At 71.3% G+C, this 15821-nt stretch carries 18 protein-coding genes and 1 other RNA gene; 7 read left to right on the top strand and 12 right to left on the bottom strand.

The genetic code is table 11. From position 1 onward, the window contains the following. On the top strand, positions 1-291 hold a 291-nt coding region (locus tag E7Z54_RS11680), incomplete at its 5' end, for an EamA family transporter (RefSeq protein ID WP_168798285.1). Between the two features lie 215 nt (positions 292-506). Here E7Z54_RS11680 and E7Z54_RS11675 read toward each other — a convergent pair. From E7Z54_RS11675 to E7Z54_RS11650, 6 genes are all read right to left on the bottom strand, one after another. After that, the gene (locus E7Z54_RS11675; protein WP_206056169.1) at positions 507-758 is read right to left on the bottom strand and encodes an AzlD domain-containing protein; all 252 of its coding nucleotides are present in this window, start codon (positions 756-758) and stop codon (positions 507-509) included. Further along, the gene (locus E7Z54_RS11670; RefSeq protein ID WP_206056168.1) at positions 755-1402 is read right to left on the bottom strand and encodes an AzlC family ABC transporter permease; all 648 of its coding nucleotides are present in this window, start codon (positions 1400-1402) and stop codon (positions 755-757) included. Before E7Z54_RS11670 ends, E7Z54_RS11675 begins: the two co-directional genes overlap by 4 nt. 55 nt (positions 1403-1457) lie before the next feature. Further along, positions 1458-3005, bottom strand: coding sequence for an RNA polymerase sigma factor (locus E7Z54_RS11665; RefSeq protein WP_136433860.1), 1548 nt, complete (start codon positions 3003-3005; stop codon positions 1458-1460). 265 nt (positions 3006-3270) lie between these two features. Next, complete coding sequence (locus E7Z54_RS11660) at positions 3271-4131, bottom strand: PrsW family glutamic-type intramembrane protease (protein WP_136433858.1); 861 nt, start codon at positions 4129-4131, stop codon at positions 3271-3273. Between the two features lie 65 nt (positions 4132-4196). Beyond that, entirely contained in the window at positions 4197-6002 is a 1806-nt protein-coding gene (locus E7Z54_RS11655) for a glycoside hydrolase family 15 protein (protein WP_136433856.1), read from the bottom strand. Continuing rightward, a complete protein-coding gene (locus E7Z54_RS11650; RefSeq protein ID WP_240769642.1) occupies positions 5999-7114 on the bottom strand; it encodes a glucose 1-dehydrogenase in 1116 nt (371 codons plus the stop codon). Before E7Z54_RS11650 ends, E7Z54_RS11655 begins: the two co-directional genes overlap by 4 nt. Before the next feature lie 132 nt (positions 7115-7246). Here E7Z54_RS11650 and E7Z54_RS11645 point away from each other — a divergent pair, with 132 nt between their 5' ends. The 5 genes from E7Z54_RS11645 (at position 7247) to E7Z54_RS11625 (ending at position 11394) form a co-directional block, all read left to right on the top strand. Then, the gene (locus E7Z54_RS11645; RefSeq protein WP_136433854.1) at positions 7247-7888 is read left to right on the top strand and encodes a DedA family protein; all 642 of its coding nucleotides are present in this window, start codon (positions 7247-7249) and stop codon (positions 7886-7888) included. Further along, a complete protein-coding gene (locus tag E7Z54_RS11640) occupies positions 7866-8519 on the top strand; it encodes a hypothetical protein (protein WP_136433852.1) in 654 nt (217 codons plus the stop codon). The genes E7Z54_RS11645 and E7Z54_RS11640 overlap by 23 nt, the downstream gene beginning before the upstream one ends. Positions 8520-8558: 39 nt before the next feature. Then, on the top strand, positions 8559-9257 hold the full coding sequence (locus E7Z54_RS11635; RefSeq protein WP_136433850.1) for a response regulator transcription factor: 699 nt from the start codon (positions 8559-8561) through the stop codon (positions 9255-9257). Positions 9258-9322: 65 nt separating this feature from the next. Beyond that, complete coding sequence (locus tag E7Z54_RS11630) at positions 9323-10030, top strand: response regulator transcription factor (RefSeq protein ID WP_136433849.1); 708 nt, start codon at positions 9323-9325, stop codon at positions 10028-10030. Beyond that, positions 10027-11394: a HAMP domain-containing sensor histidine kinase gene (locus tag E7Z54_RS11625; RefSeq protein WP_136433847.1), complete on the top strand. Its 1368-nt coding sequence runs from the start codon at positions 10027-10029 to the stop codon at positions 11392-11394. Before E7Z54_RS11630 ends, E7Z54_RS11625 begins: the two co-directional genes overlap by 4 nt. Before the next feature lie 25 nt (positions 11395-11419). On the opposite strand, the gene E7Z54_RS11620 is transcribed toward E7Z54_RS11625, so the two are convergent. The 4 genes from E7Z54_RS11620 to E7Z54_RS11605 form a co-directional block, all read right to left on the bottom strand. Then, complete coding sequence (locus tag E7Z54_RS11620; RefSeq protein WP_136433845.1) at positions 11420-11983, bottom strand: HhH-GPD-type base excision DNA repair protein; 564 nt, start codon at positions 11981-11983, stop codon at positions 11420-11422. 96 nt (positions 11984-12079) lie between these two features. Beyond that, positions 12080-12391, bottom strand: a complete 312-nt coding sequence (locus E7Z54_RS11615; RefSeq protein WP_136433843.1) for a hypothetical protein — start codon at positions 12389-12391, stop codon at positions 12080-12082. A gap of 3 nt (positions 12392-12394) precedes the next feature. Continuing rightward, complete coding sequence (locus tag E7Z54_RS11610; RefSeq protein WP_136433841.1) at positions 12395-12577, bottom strand: hypothetical protein; 183 nt, start codon at positions 12575-12577, stop codon at positions 12395-12397. An 83-nt stretch (positions 12578-12660) separates the two neighbouring features. Continuing rightward, the gene (locus E7Z54_RS11605) at positions 12661-13083 is read right to left on the bottom strand and encodes a tetratricopeptide repeat protein (RefSeq protein ID WP_136433840.1); all 423 of its coding nucleotides are present in this window, start codon (positions 13081-13083) and stop codon (positions 12661-12663) included. Between the two features lie 51 nt (positions 13084-13134). On the opposite strand from E7Z54_RS11605, the gene rnpB reads away from it, so the two are divergent. Further along, positions 13135-13508: RNase P RNA component class A (rnpB, locus tag E7Z54_RS11600), an RNA gene on the top strand. Positions 13509-13726: 218 nt separating this feature from the next. Here the strand turns inward: rnpB and E7Z54_RS11595 are convergent. Both E7Z54_RS11595 and E7Z54_RS11590 read right to left on the bottom strand, forming a co-directional pair. After that, positions 13727-14638 carry an excalibur calcium-binding domain-containing protein gene (locus tag E7Z54_RS11595; protein WP_240769641.1) on the bottom strand — a complete coding sequence of 304 codons (912 nt, stop codon included), beginning with the start codon at positions 14636-14638 and terminating at the stop codon, positions 13727-13729. 303 nt (positions 14639-14941) lie between these two features. Further along, complete coding sequence (locus tag E7Z54_RS11590; protein WP_136433838.1) at positions 14942-15265, bottom strand: YidH family protein; 324 nt, start codon at positions 15263-15265, stop codon at positions 14942-14944. Positions 15266-15821 lie beyond the last annotated feature (556 nt).

Here is a 15821-nt window from a genome sequence, read left to right as displayed (position 1 = left end):
ACCCTGGTCGCGGTCGCGGTGCTCGCCGTGGCGCTCGGCGCCGCGTGGGTCCCCCGCGCCGCCACGGAGTGGTGGGGCGTGGTCGCCGGGCTCCTCGCCAGCGCGGCGGTGCTCTGCTTCCTGCTGGCGACCCAGACCGGGCTGCTGACCGTCGCCGCCGTGCTGACCTCGCTCTACCCGGCCTTCACGGTGCTGCTGGCATCGACCGTGCTCCGCGAGCGGATCTTCGCCGCCCAGGCGGCCGGCTTGGCGCTGTGCGGCGTCGCCGTGGGGCTCGTCGCCTCAGGCTGAGCTGCGCGGCTCAGAGCAGCACGAAGATGATCAGCAGGATGATCGCCGTGCCGACGAGAGAGACCGCGATCGACCCGGCACAGCCGAGCCTGTTGCTGAAGAAGAAGAACATGGTGCCCGGTCAGTGCCCGGCCCGGGCCATCGCATACCGCGTCGGTGTCAGGCGAGCGTGCGCACCAGCCAGTACACAACCATGCCGGCGACCAGGATGACCGTCAGGTTCCTGGTGCGCGCAGCCCCACCAGCGACGCCGTGGCGAGCCCGGCCACCTCGGGCGCGCCGGCCTGCACCCGCCCGTCGCTGATCATCATGGCCACGATCAGCGCCGAGAGGGTGGCCGGGCCGACGAACTCCAGTGCGCGGAGCACGGGGGGCGGGATGGTGCGCTTGGCCAGGCCGACGATGAAGATCGCCCGGCTGACGAACGTGCCGAGCCCGACCACCAGGACGGCGAGGAACGCGCTCACCTGCGCCCCCGGTCGGCCAGCACCCCGGCGACGATCCCGGCGGCCGCGCCGATCAGCAGACCGGCGCGGTTCGGCACCCCCGCGCAGGCCACGGTGACAGCGGCCGCCACGAGCGCGGCGATCCACTTCGGGGACCGGTCGAGACCGCCGATGAGCATCCCGGTGAACATCACCGGGATGGCGAACTCCAGCCCCCAGTCCGTCGGCACCCCGGGACCGACGACCAGGCCGAGAGCGACGGTCGAGCACCAGAAGAGGACGAACGAGAGTCCCGCGGCGAGGTAGTAGCGTCGGAACTCGTCGGGCGGGTCGGCCCTGCGCGCCTCGGCCAGGACGAACATCTGGTCGATCAGCAGATGCGGTCCGAACCACCGGAACCAGGCGGGCTGCCGCTGGAAGACCGGCGCCAACGCCAGGGAGTACATGGCGTGCCGCGCGTTGACCACGAGGGCAGCCGCGACGGCCGCGCCCCACGCCGCTCCGGCGCCCAGGAGCGTGATCAACGTGAGCTGGGCCGCCCCCGCGAAGATCACCGGTGCCGAGCTCCAGCCCACGAGCGGGGAGAGCCCCGCGTCGGTGACGGCCACGCCGATCACGAACGCGAACGGGATCGCAGGGATGATCAGCGGGACCGCGTCCAACACACCCCGACGAATCGCGGTCGGTCCCCCGTCCGCAGGTGCGGCGTCCAACCGTCGCTCAGTCGAGATAGTCGCGCAGCACCTGCGAGCGGGACGGGTGCCGCAGCTTCGACATGGTCTTCGACTCGATCTGGCGGATCCGCTCGCGGGTGACGCCGTAGACCTTGCCGATCTCGTCGAGGGTCTTCGGCTGGCCGTCGGTCAGACCGAAGCGCATCGAGACCACTCCGGCCTCGCGCTCGGAGAGCGTGTCCAGCACGGCGTGCAGCTGCTCCTGGAGCAGCGTGAAGCTGACCGCGTCGGCCGGCACGATGGCCTCGGAGTCCTCGATCAGGTCTCCGAACTCGGAGTCGCCGTCCTCGCCGAGCGGGGTGTGGAGGGAGATCGGCTCGCGACCGTACTTCTGGACCTCGACGACCTTCTCCGGGGTCATGTCGAGCTCCTTGGCGAGCTCCTCCGGGGTGGGCTCGCGGCCCAGGTCCTGCAGCATCTGACGCTGGACCCGGGCGAGCTTGTTGATGACCTCGACCATGTGCACCGGGATCCGGATGGTGCGGGCCTGGTCGGCCATCGCCCTGGTGATCGCCTGCCGGATCCACCAGGTCGCGTAGGTGGAGAACTTGTAGCCCTTGGTGTAGTCGAACTTCTCGACCGCACGGATCAGACCGAGGTTGCCCTCCTGGATCAGGTCCAAGAAGAGCATGCCGCGGCCGGTGTAGCGCTTGGCCAGGGAGACCACCAGTCGCAGGTTCGCCTCGAGCAGGTGGTTCTTCGCCCGACGGCCGTCCTCGGCGATCCACTCCAGCTCCTCGTGCAGCTTGGCCGAGACCTTGCTGCCGCGGGCGAGCTTCTCCTCCGCGAAGAGGCCGGCCTCGATCCGCTTGGCGAGCGAGACCTCCATCTCGGCGTTGAGGAGCGGCACCTTGCCGATCTGCTTGAGGTAGTCCTTGACCGGGTCGGCGGTGGCGCCGGCGACCATGACCTGCTGCTCGGGCTCGTCGGTGTCGTCGGCCGCGGAGACGACGAAGGAGGCTTCCTTCTCGTCCTGCTTGATCGTGGGGTCGGTCTTGACGTCCTTCTCGAACTGCTCGTCGGGCAGGTCGGGCAGCACCTTCTTGCCGTCGGGGCCGACCACGGGGGCGTCGACCTCGATCTCCACCTCGACCTCGAGGTCGGCGAGGTCCACCGCCTCGAGCTCCTCGACGGGCACGTCGTCCGGGTCAGCGCTCTTCGCCGCGGCCTTCTTGGTCGGCGCAGCCTTGGCGGAGCCCGCAGGCTCGGCCGGCGCGGTCGCGGCCTTCTTGGCCGGCGCCTTCTTCGCAGGTGCCTTCTTCGCCGTGGTGGCGGTGGCGGTCTTCCGGGGCGCGGCGGCTGCGACGGCACGCTGGTCGACAGGACTGCCCAGCTCGACGGAGATGCCGAGGCCGGCGAGGTGGGCCATCAGGCCCTTGAGCTGTGCCGGGGCGACGTCAGCCGCGGCGAACGCCTGCCGGACGTCCTCGGCCGTCACGCTGCCGGCGGGCGCGGCGCGCTCGATCAGCGTGACGATGGACGGGTGCGTGAGCACGGCGGGCGGGACCGAACGATGGTTCGAGGACACGAACACCTCTCGATACTGGCGGCATCCAGCGGGGCTGGACCGGTCAGACTTGTACATCTCTGTGGGTCTAGGGCGCGGCGAGGCCCGGAGGCGTCAAGACCGCGTTCTCATTCTGCCACGCTGCTGGGCGCGACCCGACATTCGCCCCTGCCGAAGGGGCCATCCGGCCTCAGCCGAGCGCGGCCGCGGTCACCACCTACCGCATCAGAGATGCGCCGCCGGGCGGCGCGGTCGGCGACACCGGTCGACTCCCGCGCCGCGCCTCGGACACCTACGGGCGGAGGACCATCTGGACGTCCTCACGCGGCGTTCGCCGATAGAGGTGCGTGGCGGTGCCGACGAGCAGCAGGAAGCTGATCGCCGCGATCCAACGGTAGAAGCCGCCGGCCACGGTCGCGTCCCACAAGGTGTGCAGGATGACCACGGTCGCGAAGCTCAGCGCGAACCTCGCCCGGCCGAGCCAACGGCGGCGGGCGCTTCCGATGCCGAACCACGCCGCCGCTGCGAGCCCGGTCCAGGCCGCGTGCGCGCCCAGGCTGGCCAGTGCTCGAGTGATCAGCAGCCCGTCGACGGCTTCGAGCTGTCCGTGGCTCGCGAGGAGCGCGACGAACCCGTAGCCCATGGTCTCCAGCGCAGCGAACCCGCTGCCGGCGGCGACGCCCAGGACCAGTCCGTCCATGGCGCGTCCGCGAGACCTGCCCCAGGCGAAGAGGGCCACCGGGACGGCGAGCTTCGCTGCCTCCTCGATGAGACCGACCATGAGGTAGGGCAGCGAGCCGAGCACCTGTCGGGTGCCGAACTCGAGCAGGCCAGCGAGGACGGCTCCGACGACCCCGCCGAGGACCGCAGCGGTGAGCACCCGGGCCAGGGTCAGCGTGTGTGACGCCATGCTCTCGGTCACCAGCGTGGTGAAGGTGGCCGGCACCACCGCCGCTCCGAGCAGGAGCAGGGATGGGATGAACAGGAGATCGTGCGTGGCCACGAGGGTGGCGGACACGGCTGCGAAGAGACCGGCTCCGGCGACCAGGACCAGGAGCCACCGCCACGGCAGGGTGCGCCTCGCCGCACGCCGCACGCCCGGGTTCAGCAGCCCGGGTGCGCCGGGTGTCGGGGCCGTTGCCAGTTGGGTCATTGTCTTCTCCAATTCGTTGGTTGGGGATATCGGAGTCGGGATGCTCAGGTGGCGCGCGGGGCCCCTCAGCGCGGGGTCCGCCGCGGCCGGATCGGCTGGTCGCTGCGGTGCGGACGACGGTCGTGCAGCTGGAGCGCACTCACCACGAGCGCGAAGTGGCTGAAGGCCTGCGGCGTGTTCCCGAGCTGGCGTCGGGTGACGGGGTCCCACTCCTCACTGAGCAGACCGACGTCGTTGCGCAGGGCGAGCAGTCGTTCGAGCAGGTCGGTGGCGTCCTTGTCCCGTCCGGCCCAGTGCAGGGCGTCGACCAGCCAGAACGAGCAGGCGAGGAACACCCCCTCGCCGGCAGGCAGGCCGTCGTGGGTGAGATCCGTGCGGTAGCGGAGCACCAGGCCGTCCTCGGTGAGCTCCTGCTGGACCGCGTCGACGGTCCCGAGCACCCGGGGATCGTTGCCCGGCAGGAACCCGACGCGCGGAATCAGCAGCAGGCTGGCGTCCAGCTCGCGTCCGCCGTAGTACTGGACGAACGCACCGCGGTCCGCGTCGTAGCCGTGGGTGAGGACGTCGTCGTGGATGGTGTCGCGCAGACGCTCCCACCGCTGCACCGGCCCGGGCAGACCGCTGTCGCGGACCGCGCGAGCCATCCGGTCCGCCGCCACCCAGGCCATGACCTTGGAGTGGGTGAAGTGGCGGCGCGGTCCGCGCTCCTCCCACAGGCCGTTGTCCGGGTCTCGCCACGCCCCTTCCAGATGCTCCATGAGCGCGACCTGGAGGTCCCACGCGTCGTCCACCGACGTCATGTCGGCCGCGCGTGCGAGGTGCAGACCGTCCAGCACCTCGCCCCAGACGTCGAGCTGGAGCTGCCCGGCCGCGGCGTTCCCGACCCGGACCGGGACGGACGCCTCGTAACCCGGCAACCAGGGCAGCTCCACCTCTGGCAGCCTGCGGGCGCCGTCGACGCCGTACATGATCTGAAGCCTGCTCGGATCGCCGGCCACCGCGCGCAGCAGCCACTCCCGCCAGTCCCTGGCCTCGTCCTGGTAGCCGGCGGCGAGCAGGGCCTGCAGGGTGTACGTCGCGTCGCGCAGCCAGCAGTAGCGGTAGTCCCAGTTGCGCCGGCCCCCGAGGGCCTCGGGCAACGAGGTGGTCACCGCCGCGACCACCCCGCCGGTGGGTGCGTAGGTCAGGGCCTTGAGCACGACCAACGACCGCTGGACCGCGTCCCGCCACGGCCCGGTCACCGTCGAGCCCGCAGACCACTGCTCCCAGAACTCGACGGTCTCGGCGAGCGCCTGCGTCGGGTCGACCGGAGCAGGCGGGCTGACGTGGCTCGGCGCCCAGGTGAGCACGAACGGCACCCGGTCGCCGGCGCGGACCGTGAACTCCGAGACCGTGCGACAGTCCCTCCCCACCAACGGCGCCGGGGTCCGCAGCCACGCCGCGTCCGGGCCGGCCACGGCCTCGATGGCGCCGCCGACGTTGCGGACCCAGGGGACGACCTGTCCGTAGTCGAAGCGCAGCCGCAGCTCGCCGTACATCGGGACGGCCCCGCTGACGCCGTGCACGATCCGGACGATGTCCGGCGCCTCCCCGCGCGGTGGCATGAAGTCGATCACCCGAACCGTGCCGTCGGGGGTCTCCCACTCCGTCTCCAGCACCAGGGTGTCGCCGCGGTAGCGCCGACTGGTGCAGCTCCCTCCCGCCGCGGGCGCGAGGAGCCAGCGACCGGCTTCGGCGGTGCCCAGCAGCGCCGCGAAGCACGCGCCCGAGTCGAAGCGCGGCAGGCACAGCCAGTCCACGGAGCCCTCCCGGCTGACCAGGGCGGCGGTGTGCAGGTCTCCGAGCAGGGCGTAGTCCTCGATCCTGCTCATCGCCCGGTCTCCCGAATCCGGAGGACGACCTTGACATCGTCCGCCCGGCGTTCGAACGCCTCGTGGTAGCGGTCCCACGGGACAGTCCTGGTGATCAGCCGGCGCAACCACTCGTCGTCGGCGGCGGCCAGCGCCTGAGCAGCCTGGTCGTAGTGCCGCCTGTTGGCGTTGACACTGCCGAACACGACGTCGTTGCCGAGAACGAGCTGGCGGTTCACGGCCCCGAGGTCGAGCGGAACGCGCGAGCCGACGCCGGACACGCCGGTGAGGCAGACGATGGCGTCCGGCGCCCGGTGGGTCATCACATCAGCAACGACCTGGCCTGCCCCGGTGCACTCGATGAGCACGTCGGCGCGCAGGAAGGAGGCCGGCAGCGAGTCATGGTGGTACGTCGCCCCGAGCGCGCGGACCAGGTCCGGCTTCGGACCTCGGGTGACGCGGTCGAAGACGTGCACGTCCAGACCCCGTTGGGCACCCAGCAGCGCGGCGAGCAGGCCGACCGGCCCGGCGCCGGTCACGGCGACGGTCTGGGGGGACCAGAACGACCGGTGCCCGATCCGCTCCACCTGCTCCCAGGCCTTGGCCACGATCGTCGTCGGCTCGAGCAGCACACCCAGGTCACCCAGCGAGGAGTCCAGCCGCACGACCGCGTCCGGCTCGGCCCGCCACCGCTCGCGGGCGAACCCGTGCAGGCCCTTGATCCCGTGCTCGGAGTAGCGGCCAGTGCGACACATGTCCCATTCCCCGGCGGCACAGGCCGGGCACGGCTCGGGATCGGGGCGGCGCACGATGCCCACCACCAGGTCCCCGACCGAGAATCCGGTTTCATCCGGAGCCTCCAGGACGCGGCCGAGGTTCTCGTGGCCGAGGATCAGGACGTCCTCGCCCGGAGGTGGCTCGCCGTACCCGTCGTCGATGACCTCGACGTCGGTCCCACACAGCCCGACCGCCAACGTCTCGACCAGGAGCGAGCCCTCCTCCGGACCGGGCTCTGCCACCTGGTCGAGCCGCAACGATGCCCGCACCCCGGGCCGGACGGTCAGGGCTCGCATGGTCGGCCGGCCTCCACGGTCGACGGATGCAGCGAGTCCTCGTGATGTGTAGCCGTTCATGGGGCCGAGCCTGCGGCCCCGCCGATGAGAGCCCGATGAGAGCGGTCGGACCAGCTCGTCCGCTCTCATCGCGTTCTCATGGCGGACGCCGCAGGGTCAGGCCATGACCACCGCCGCTCCCGAGGAGATCGCATGAGTGTCATCGCGGCATTGACCGGACTCCCCGGATGGCTCGTCCTGGCGTGCGTGGCCGGGCTACCCGCGCTGGAGGCCTCCGCGCTGGTCGGGGTCGTCGTTCCCGGCGAGACGGCGGTCGTCGCCGGCGGGGTGGCTGCGCACGCGGGCATCGTGCCCCTGTGGGCGGTGGTCGTCGCCGCCGTCGGCGGGGCCGTCATCGGAGACCAGGTGGGATTCTCCGTCGGCCGGCGGTACGGGCCGGGTCTGGTCCGGCGCCTGCCGCGACGGCTCGGGGACTCCAGGGCCTTCGAGCGCGCGTTGGATCTCGTCCGCCGGCGCGGCGTGCTGGCGGTGGTGCTGGGGCGGTGGGTCGCCTCGCTGCGCGCACTGGTGCCCGGGGCGGCGGGCATGTCCGGTCTGAGCCGGACCCGCTTCACGCTGGCCAACCTCGCCGGCGGCGCCGTGTGGGCCTCGGCGGTGGCGGTCGCCGCGGATCTCGCCGGAGCGGCCTATCCCACCCTCGAGCGGCGGTTGGGGGCAGCCGGGCTCGCGCTGCTCGTCGTCGTACTCGTGGTGCTTGCGTGGTATCTCGCCCGCGGTCGTCGCCGGCAGCACGACGCACCAGGTGTCGCCGATGGCCACGCATCGGGAGCATGAGCGACGCTGGCCGGCCAGCGTCGCGGTGCTGGCCGTGCTCGGCCTCCAGCTCGTCCTCCCCTCGTCGATCGCCGCCGGCCCGACCTGGCTGGCGCCCGCCCTCGAGCTGGCCCTCGTGCTGCCGCTGGTCGTCACCAATCCGGTACGGCTCGATCGCGAGAACGTGGCGCTGCGGAACCTGGCGCTGGTCCTGGTGCTGGCCCTGGCTGCGGTGAACGCTGTCCATCTGGCACGGCTGGTGGTCATCGTGACGTCCGGACGGTCGATGGACCCGCAGGAGCTGGTGCAGGCCGCCCTGCTCATCTGGAGCACGAACGTGGTGACCGGGGCCCTCGCCCTGTGGGAGGTCGACCGAGGCGGACCGTACGCGCGCGACCCACGGCATGCGCGCCCCGTAGGTCGCCCGGACCTGCTCTTCCCGCAGATGACCGGAGTCCCCGGCTGGGACTCGCGCACCTGGCTCCCGTCCTTCGTCGACTACCTGTTCGTGGCATTCACCGCCGCGACGGCGTTCAGTCCCACCGACACGCTCCCCCTCACAGGCCGGGTGAAGCTGATGATCTCCGCCTTAGCGGCTGTCTCACTGGTGACCGTCGGAGTGGTCGCCGCCAGGGCGGTCAACGGCTTGTGACGGTGTCCTCGCCCGAATCCGGGGACCTACCATTGCCGCATGCGGCTCCTGGTGGTCGAGGACGACGTCGGGATGGCCGACCTCTTGCGCCGCGCCCTGGCACGAGAGGGGTACGCCGTCGACGTCGCGGCCACCGGGGAGGACGGTCTCTGGAGTGCCTCCGAGAATGCCTACGACGCCGTCCTGCTGGACGTGATGATCCCGGCGCCGGACGGCATCGCGCTGGTGCAGGAGCTGCGCCGTCGAGGCCACGGGGTGCCGGTGCTCATGCTCAGCGCGCGCGACGAGGTGCGGGACCGGGTGGCCGGGCTCACGGCGGGGGCCGACGACTACCTGCCCAAGCCCTTCGCGCTCGCCGAGCTGTTCGCCCGTGTGCGCGCCCTGACCCGCCGGGAGGAGGTGGCCGAGACCAGGCTCCGGGCCGGCGAGCTGGTGCTGGACGAAGCCAGCCATCAGGTCTGGCGTCGCGACACGCCCATCGACCTGACACCGCGCGAGTTCCACCTGCTCAGGGAGCTCATGCGCCACCCGGGCGAGGTGGTGACCCGTGACCAGCTGATCAGGAACGCCTGGGATGCGGCGTACACCGACCGGTCGAACAACCTCGACGTCTACATCCGCTACCTCCGCAACAAGGTCGACCGACCCTTCGGCACCCAGATCCTGCAGACGGTGCGTGGTGCCGGCTTCCGACTGGCGACGGAGGCCTCTCTGAGTGAGCCCGCCGAGGGCCGCTGAACCGTGTGCGACCCGCCATCGCGGCTCTCATCGCGTCCTCATCAATCCTTCGTCAGGATGCTGCCATGAGCGACGACGGACCCGAGCGGCCGACCTCCCGGCTGCTCGTCATCGAGGACGACGCCCGGATGCTCGACCTGCTGCGCCGTGCGTTCGAGTCCCGCGGGTTCGCCGTGGACGTCGCGGTCGACGGCGTCCGGGCACTCCGCCTCGGGCTCGACGGCGACTACGACCTGGTGGTCCTGGACGTGATGATCCCGCCTCCCGACGGGTTCAAGGTGCTCCGTTCGTGGAGAGACGCCGGACGGACCATGCCGGTGCTCCTGCTGACCGCCCGGGACGCCGTGGCCTTCCGGGTCGAGGGCCTCGACAGTGGTGCCGACGACTACGTGACCAAGCCGTTCGCGGTGGCGGAGCTGTTCGCCCGGGTCGACCGGCTTCTGGCACGCCCCAGCCAGCTCCGTCCCCCGGTGCTGAGGTGCGGAGACCTCACGCTCGACCCGGCGACGCGGGCGGTGCACCGCGGCGAGGTGCCCGTTCACCTGTCGCTGAAGGAGTTCGCGCTGCTTCACGAGCTCATGCGCAAGCCCGGACAGGTGCTGAGCCGGACCCATCTGCTCGACCACCTGTGGGACTTCTCCTACGAGGGCGACTCCAACGTGGTCGACGTGTACGTCGGTTACCTCCGGGACAAGCTCGACCGGCCGTTCGGTGTGCGAAGCATCGACACCGTGCGTGGAGTCGGCTACCGCCTCCGCGAGGACACGCAGTGACCCGACGGCTGTGGCCCCAGTCCCTGCGCGCCCGGTTGACCCTGGTGGTCATCACGGGTGCGAGCGTGCTGCTCGTCGTGGGCATGGGCGTGCTCTACCTTGTGCTCGAGCATCAACTGCGCACGGCGGTCGACGACGGCCTGCGTGCGCGGGTGGACGACGTCACCGCGCTTGCGGTCGCCCGTGCCGACACGCCGATCGACGATCCCTACGCGCAGGTCCTCGGCCCGGACGGCGAGGTGCTGTCCGCGTCGCCGTCGGCGCCGGAACGGCCCCTGCTTGGCCCCGAGCAGCGCGCGGCCGTCCGCGACGGCGTCGTCTTCGTGGATGCGGCCGTTCCCGGGCTCGCACCGCCGGCCAGGCTCGCCGCACGGGTGGTGCCGGGGACGAACCGCATCGTGGTGGTCGGCACGTCGCTGGCGGGCGAGGAGGCGGCCGGTGACCGCCTGCTGCTGGTGCTCGGTGTCGCTCTTCCCAGCCTGCTGCTCATGCTCGCCCTGGTGCTGCGTTGGGCGATCCGGACCTCGCTGCGGCCGGTGTCCGCGCTGACGACCCAGGCCGCCCGGATCTCCACCGCGGGGTCGGCGGACCGGCTGCCGCAGCCAGCCGGGCGTGACGAGATCGCCGAGCTCGCGAGCACCCTGAACGGGATGCTCGACCGGCTGCGCGTCTCCTTCGAACGGGAGCGCGCGTTCGTCGACGACGCCAGCCACGAGCTGCGGACGCCGATCGCCGTGCTCCGCGGGGAGCTCGAGCTGGCGCTGCTGGACGACGATCCGGCGCAGATGCGTCGGGCGGTCGAGATCGCCCAGGCGGAGGCCGAGCACCTGAGCAACCTGGCCGTCGACCTCCTCCTGCTCGCACGGCAACGCGCGGGGGCACTCGTCCTGCAGCACAGCCGCGTCGACCTTCGTGAGGAGCTCACCCGGGCGGCGGCCCGGCTCGGACTGGTCGTCGACGTGGCTGTCTCCGTGACGGGCGACACCGTGGCGGCGACGGTCGACGTCGCTCGCCTGGAGCAGCTGGTGACCAACCTCGTCACGAACGCCGCCGAGGCGGGCGCCCGCCACGTGCGACTGACCGTGACCCGCAGTGACTCCGGAGCGCTGGTCGAGGTGGACGACGACGGCCCGGGCTTCCCGGACGGGCTCCTGTCCACCGTCTTCGACCGCTTCACCCGGGGTGACGCTGCGCGGACCCGACGGACGGCCGGAAAGTCACTGACCGGCACTGGGCTCGGTTTGGCGATCGCCGCGTCCGTCGTGCGGGCGCACGGGGGCGACATCTCCGCGAGCAACGACTCGCCGCTCGGTGGCGCCCGCGTGCGCATCCAGCTGCCGCTGGACGGGTCCGAGCCGTCCTGAGGCGCCACGTGCCGAGGTCGTCTGCTCAGTCGGCGCGGAGCGCTCGCTTGGTCGCCTTCTTGAAGTCGCGGACCTTCTGCAGCGAGCTCGGGTCGACGACGTCGGCCACCGAACGGAACCCGTCGAGCGCGTAGTCGCCCGCGACGCCCTCCCAGCCCCCGGGCCGGACGCCCAGCTGCTTGGCGAGCAGCGCGACGAAGATCCTCACCTTCTGGGCGCCGAATCCGGGCAGTGCCTGGAGCCGCTTCGCGAGGTCCTTGGCGTCGGCGGCCTCCGTCCAGATCCGGTCCGCGCGGCCGTCGTACTCCTCGACCACGATCCGGGCTAGCTCCTGCAGGCGCGCGGCCATCGAGCCCGGGAACCGATGGATGGCAGGTGTGGTCGAGCAGAGGGCCGCGAACTCCTCGGGGTCGGCGGCCGCGATCTTCTCGGCCTCGAAGCTGCCGAAGCGGGAGATCACCTTCTGGGGGCCGGCGAAGGCGTGCTCCATGGGGTACTGCTGGTCCAGCATCATTCCCGCCAGGAGCGCGAACGGCGAGTCGGTCAGCAGCTGGTCAGCGGCGTCGTCGCCGGTGATGTGGATGGCCATGGGCTCATCTTGCCGCGAACCGAGCGGCATCGGGACCACCCGGGTCCGTCATGACCACGCGCTCGACCCGGTGTGGCGCCGCGGCGACCGGGACGCTCAGGCAGTCCAGTCCAGCAGGACGCCACCGGCAGTGATCGCGACGAACCACCACACGAACGACACGACCCCCACCACGACGACCCGTCTCGGGTGGGGCGTCCACCAGACGAAGCACAGCACGAGCATGGCGAGCCACGTCAGCAGCAGGACCACCACCGCCCACGCCGGCGCCAGCAGCCCCGAGGCGGCGTAGAGGAAGAACGACGACACCACGAGGACCAGGCCGACGAACGGCCACGGCGAGATCGTGCGACCGGTCGCGGGGTCGATCACCACCCGGCGCACCCGGCGGCGGCGGGAGAGCACCACGGACTACTCGTCCTCGACGTCGTCGTTCCAGACCGGGTCCTCGTCCCAGGCCTCGGAGCGCTCCCGTGCCGTCTCCAACGCGCGTGACGCCTCGGCCTCGGACGCGTAGGGCCCTAGCCGGTCCTTGCTGGGACAGCCGTCTTCGCCCTCGACCGCGTGATGTTTGAGGCAGAACCAGAACGCCATGCAGTCAACCTACTCGGGTTCCTCCCCTGATCGCGCCCGGTGCTCTGGCCGGCCGAGGAGGTCGCGCGCCGGCCTCATCGGACTCACTCCAGCCTGCCGGCCAGTCGCTCCACCCGCAGTACGTCGACCTCGTGCTCGGGGTCTCCGGTCATCGCCGCGGCCAGCCGCAGGTGCGGCAGTGCCTCGTCGAGCCGCGACTGGCGCTCCAATGCGCGGCCGAGCGCGTGACGCGCCCAGGCGTCGGACGGGTCCTCCGCGACCAGCTCGCTGAGCTCGTCGGTGGCGCGCTGGAGTTGGGCGCGCATCAGGAACGCCCAGGCTCGCAGGGTGCGCAGCCCGCGGTTGCGGGGCTCCTGCTCGAGGGCCGGCTCGATCACGTCGAGCGCCTCGGCCGGCGCCCGCCGGCTCAGCAGGTCGTGGGCCGTCCGGAAGGCCGTCTCGTGCCGGGAGGTCGCTCCCGGGAAGACGATCGCAGGCGCCTGGATGGTGAACTCGGGCTCGGTCATGGTCCCTCAAGTATCTCTCCCACCCCGAGGTTGCCCTAGTCTGGTGAAGGACGGGCTGGCCGGGCGACCGCGTGACCTCCGCCGCGAGGCGACGGGTCCCGAGGAAAGTCCGGGCTCCGCAGAGCAGGGTGGTGGGCAACACCCACCCGGGGTGACCCGCGGGAAAGTGCCACAGAAATCAGACCGCCTCCGCTCCTCGGAGCGGCGGTAAGGGTGAAACGGTGGGGTAAGAGCCCACCAGTGCGTCGGGTGACCGGCGCAGCTAGGCAAACCCCACCCGGAGCAAGACCAGACAGCACGCGCCCGAGGGCTGCTCGCCCGAGCGTGCGGGTAGGTCGCTGGAGGCTGTCGGCAACGGCAGCCGTAGATGGATGGTCGCCCCCTGGCAACAGGGACAGAACCCGGCTTACAGGCCAGCCCGTCCCCAACCGCTCTCCCGAGGGCGCGCTGCCGCTCTCGGGTGCGGCACCTCAAAACGCGGACACGGGCCTCGGCCTGCGTAGTGCGTTCCCTTCGGTACCCACCCTCATTGGGGAGCACCGCGACATGCCGCTCACGCCGTGTGTCATGCGCAACCCCGGGTACCCTCCCTGAGCCTCCGGCGCTGTCAGGAGGGGACGGTTCTACCGCGTGTTGGGGTCCGCTACTCGCAGACGACGCCGTCGTTGTCGCGGTCGTCGTACCAGTAGTACTCCTCGTCCTGGCCCTGGTAGTACGGGCCGTAGCCGTGGGACTTCGCCTCGGTGCACGTGCCGTAACGCGGGTCGGTTCCGCCCCCGCCGCCGCCACCAGTTCCGCCGCCGCTGGTGCCGGTGCGGATGGCCGCCTTGCGGACCGTCAGCACCACGTTGCGACAGCCCGAGGCAACCTTGGCCAGCTTGGCCTTCTCCGCGCGGTTGACCTTCAGGCTCCACCGGATCTTCACCGCGGTCCACTCAGCGACATAGCGGCACTTGCTGTACCGCGGCAGCCATTCCGCCGGGTCGCGGTCGGACTTGGACTGGTTGACGTTGTCGGTGACCGCGACCAGAGACCGCTTGTCACCAAGGTCGTTGGCGAAGCGCTTGCGGGTGTCGGCGTTCCACCGCTTCGCCCCGGAGTCCCAGGCCTCCTTCAAGGCCACGACGTGGTCGATGTCGACGTCGGTAGCGAGCGTCCAGGTCCTGCGGTCGTAGTAGGAGAACCACTTGCCGCGACGGATGTCGCATCCGGACACCGCCACCCTCGACTCGGCCTTCAGCACCTCGTCACGCGTGTCCTGGCAGTCACCGTCGGCGTCGATCCAGTGGCGGAACTTGCTCCGCGCGTACCCAGCCGGGGTTTCGGCGGCCACCGGGAGGTTCCGAATCGCGGCCCGAAGCCGTACCTGCACCTGCGCCGCCGCCGACGCAGTTGCGATGGGTGACGTGACGACCGCACCTTCAGAGGTGGCGTCGGCCGCGCCGGGGGCCGTCATTCCGGTGGGGGCGGACGCAAGGAGCGGAGCGGCAACCAGGGTCGCGGCCGCAGCGGTGACGAGTCGGCGTGTCAACAGCTTCAGCATCGAGGGTTGCATCGGTGTGTCCTCCAGATGGTTCATCGACGGGTGCTGCACCGAGACGTCATACCGACGGAGCGGCGCGAGGGTCACCGGGCGCATCGGACACACCCAGGGAGATAGCACCCATGCGGACCCGGTCGGCCGCACGCCGCAGATCGTGACACTTCATCGCGCCCTCCGTACCGGAAACGGTAGAACCGGCGCTGGACAGGACCGCGACGGACTGGACCGAGGTCGAGCTCGGCGTACCTGCTGATCCTCGACGAGGACCTCGCCGGACGGGACCGATCGAGGCTCGCTGTGGTCCTCGACGCCGGCTCAGAACAGGATCAGGATCACGACGATCGCGGAGACCGCACCGACGGCGAGGGTCAGCGCGATGTGGGCGCGTGGTGGCGGCGCCGGTGTCCCGGCAGCCAGCGCCGCCTCGACCTTGCGCCATCGATCCCACGCGAGGAAGGCGGACGCTCCGGCTGCTGTGGCGAGAACGATCGCGAGCGCGCGTACCGCAACGGCCGGCCAAGGGAGGTCGACGGCGACGAGGCCGGCTGCGGCGGCCAGCATGCCGAGCGCGGTCCTGATCCAGGCGAGGTACGTCCGCTCGTTCGCCAGCGTGTAACGAGGATCCACGTCTTCGGGCACGGGCCAAGTATCGGCGCTGGAGCGCTTGCGCCGTGCAGCGACGTCATGTCTGTGCTGCCAGCGCGAATGCGCCGCTCCGGAGCGGGTACCTGGAGGGCCAGGACCGAGTGGCCGGTCTCGACGGAATTAGCGGCAGCCTCGCCCATGCGGCGGGCGCCTCGCCCGGACGGGGAAGACCCGGCGACGGGCCGTTGATCTCGCAGATCGATTGCTCATTGACAGCGACGGTCACCCAGCACGGGGTGGCGGAGATGGGGCTCGGGCCAGGTGGGGGGAGTTCAGATGACGGCGCACATTCCTGACGTCAAGCGTAGAAGAGAGGTGCCGGAGACGTCCGGCATCCTGCTCGTGGTCGCCTTGCTGGCGATCTTCATGGTGCTGGTGCTGCTGACAGCCTGACCCGGCGCCCGCTGGGGGCGATAGGTTCCCCCCATGATCGACGGCGCCGTCTGCACACCACCGGATCCCGCTGCCGCTGCGGCGGCGGCCGAACGTCTCGCCGGGCTGGCCACGCCGGCCGGCGCGCTGGGTCGCCTCGGCGACCTCGGCGTCTGGC

This window comes from Nocardioides sp., from assembly GCF_004803405.1.
Classification (GTDB): Bacteria; Actinomycetota; Actinomycetes; order Propionibacteriales; family Nocardioidaceae; genus Nocardioides; species Nocardioides vastitatis.
This window is presented reverse-complemented; position numbering and strand designations above follow the sequence as displayed.

Excerpts from the sequence above, each read along its gene's own strand:
- E7Z54_RS11660 (WP_136433858.1), bottom strand. The coding sequence starts at position 4,131 with ATGACCCAACTGGCAACGGCCCCGACACCCGGCGCACCCGGGCTGCTG.
- E7Z54_RS11655 (WP_136433856.1), bottom strand. The coding sequence starts at position 6,002 with ATGAGCAGGATCGAGGACTACGCCCTGCTCGGAGACCTGCACACCGCC.
- E7Z54_RS11650 (WP_240769642.1), bottom strand. The coding sequence starts at position 7,114 with ATGAACGGCTACACATCACGAGGACTCGCTGCATCCGTCGACCGTGGA.
- E7Z54_RS11645 (WP_136433854.1), top strand. The coding sequence starts at position 7,247 with ATGAGTGTCATCGCGGCATTGACCGGACTCCCCGGATGGCTCGTCCTG.
- E7Z54_RS11640 (WP_136433852.1), top strand. The coding sequence starts at position 7,866 with ATGGCCACGCATCGGGAGCATGAGCGACGCTGGCCGGCCAGCGTCGCG.
- E7Z54_RS11635 (WP_136433850.1), top strand. The coding sequence starts at position 8,559 with ATGCGGCTCCTGGTGGTCGAGGACGACGTCGGGATGGCCGACCTCTTG.
- E7Z54_RS11630 (WP_136433849.1), top strand. The coding sequence starts at position 9,323 with ATGAGCGACGACGGACCCGAGCGGCCGACCTCCCGGCTGCTCGTCATC.
- E7Z54_RS11620 (WP_136433845.1), bottom strand. The coding sequence starts at position 11,983 with ATGGCCATCCACATCACCGGCGACGACGCCGCTGACCAGCTGCTGACC.
- E7Z54_RS11610 (WP_136433841.1), bottom strand. The coding sequence starts at position 12,577 with ATGGCGTTCTGGTTCTGCCTCAAACATCACGCGGTCGAGGGCGAAGAC.
- E7Z54_RS11605 (WP_136433840.1), bottom strand. The coding sequence starts at position 13,083 with ATGACCGAGCCCGAGTTCACCATCCAGGCGCCTGCGATCGTCTTCCCG.
- E7Z54_RS11595 (WP_240769641.1), bottom strand. The coding sequence starts at position 14,638 with ATGCAACCCTCGATGCTGAAGCTGTTGACACGCCGACTCGTCACCGCT.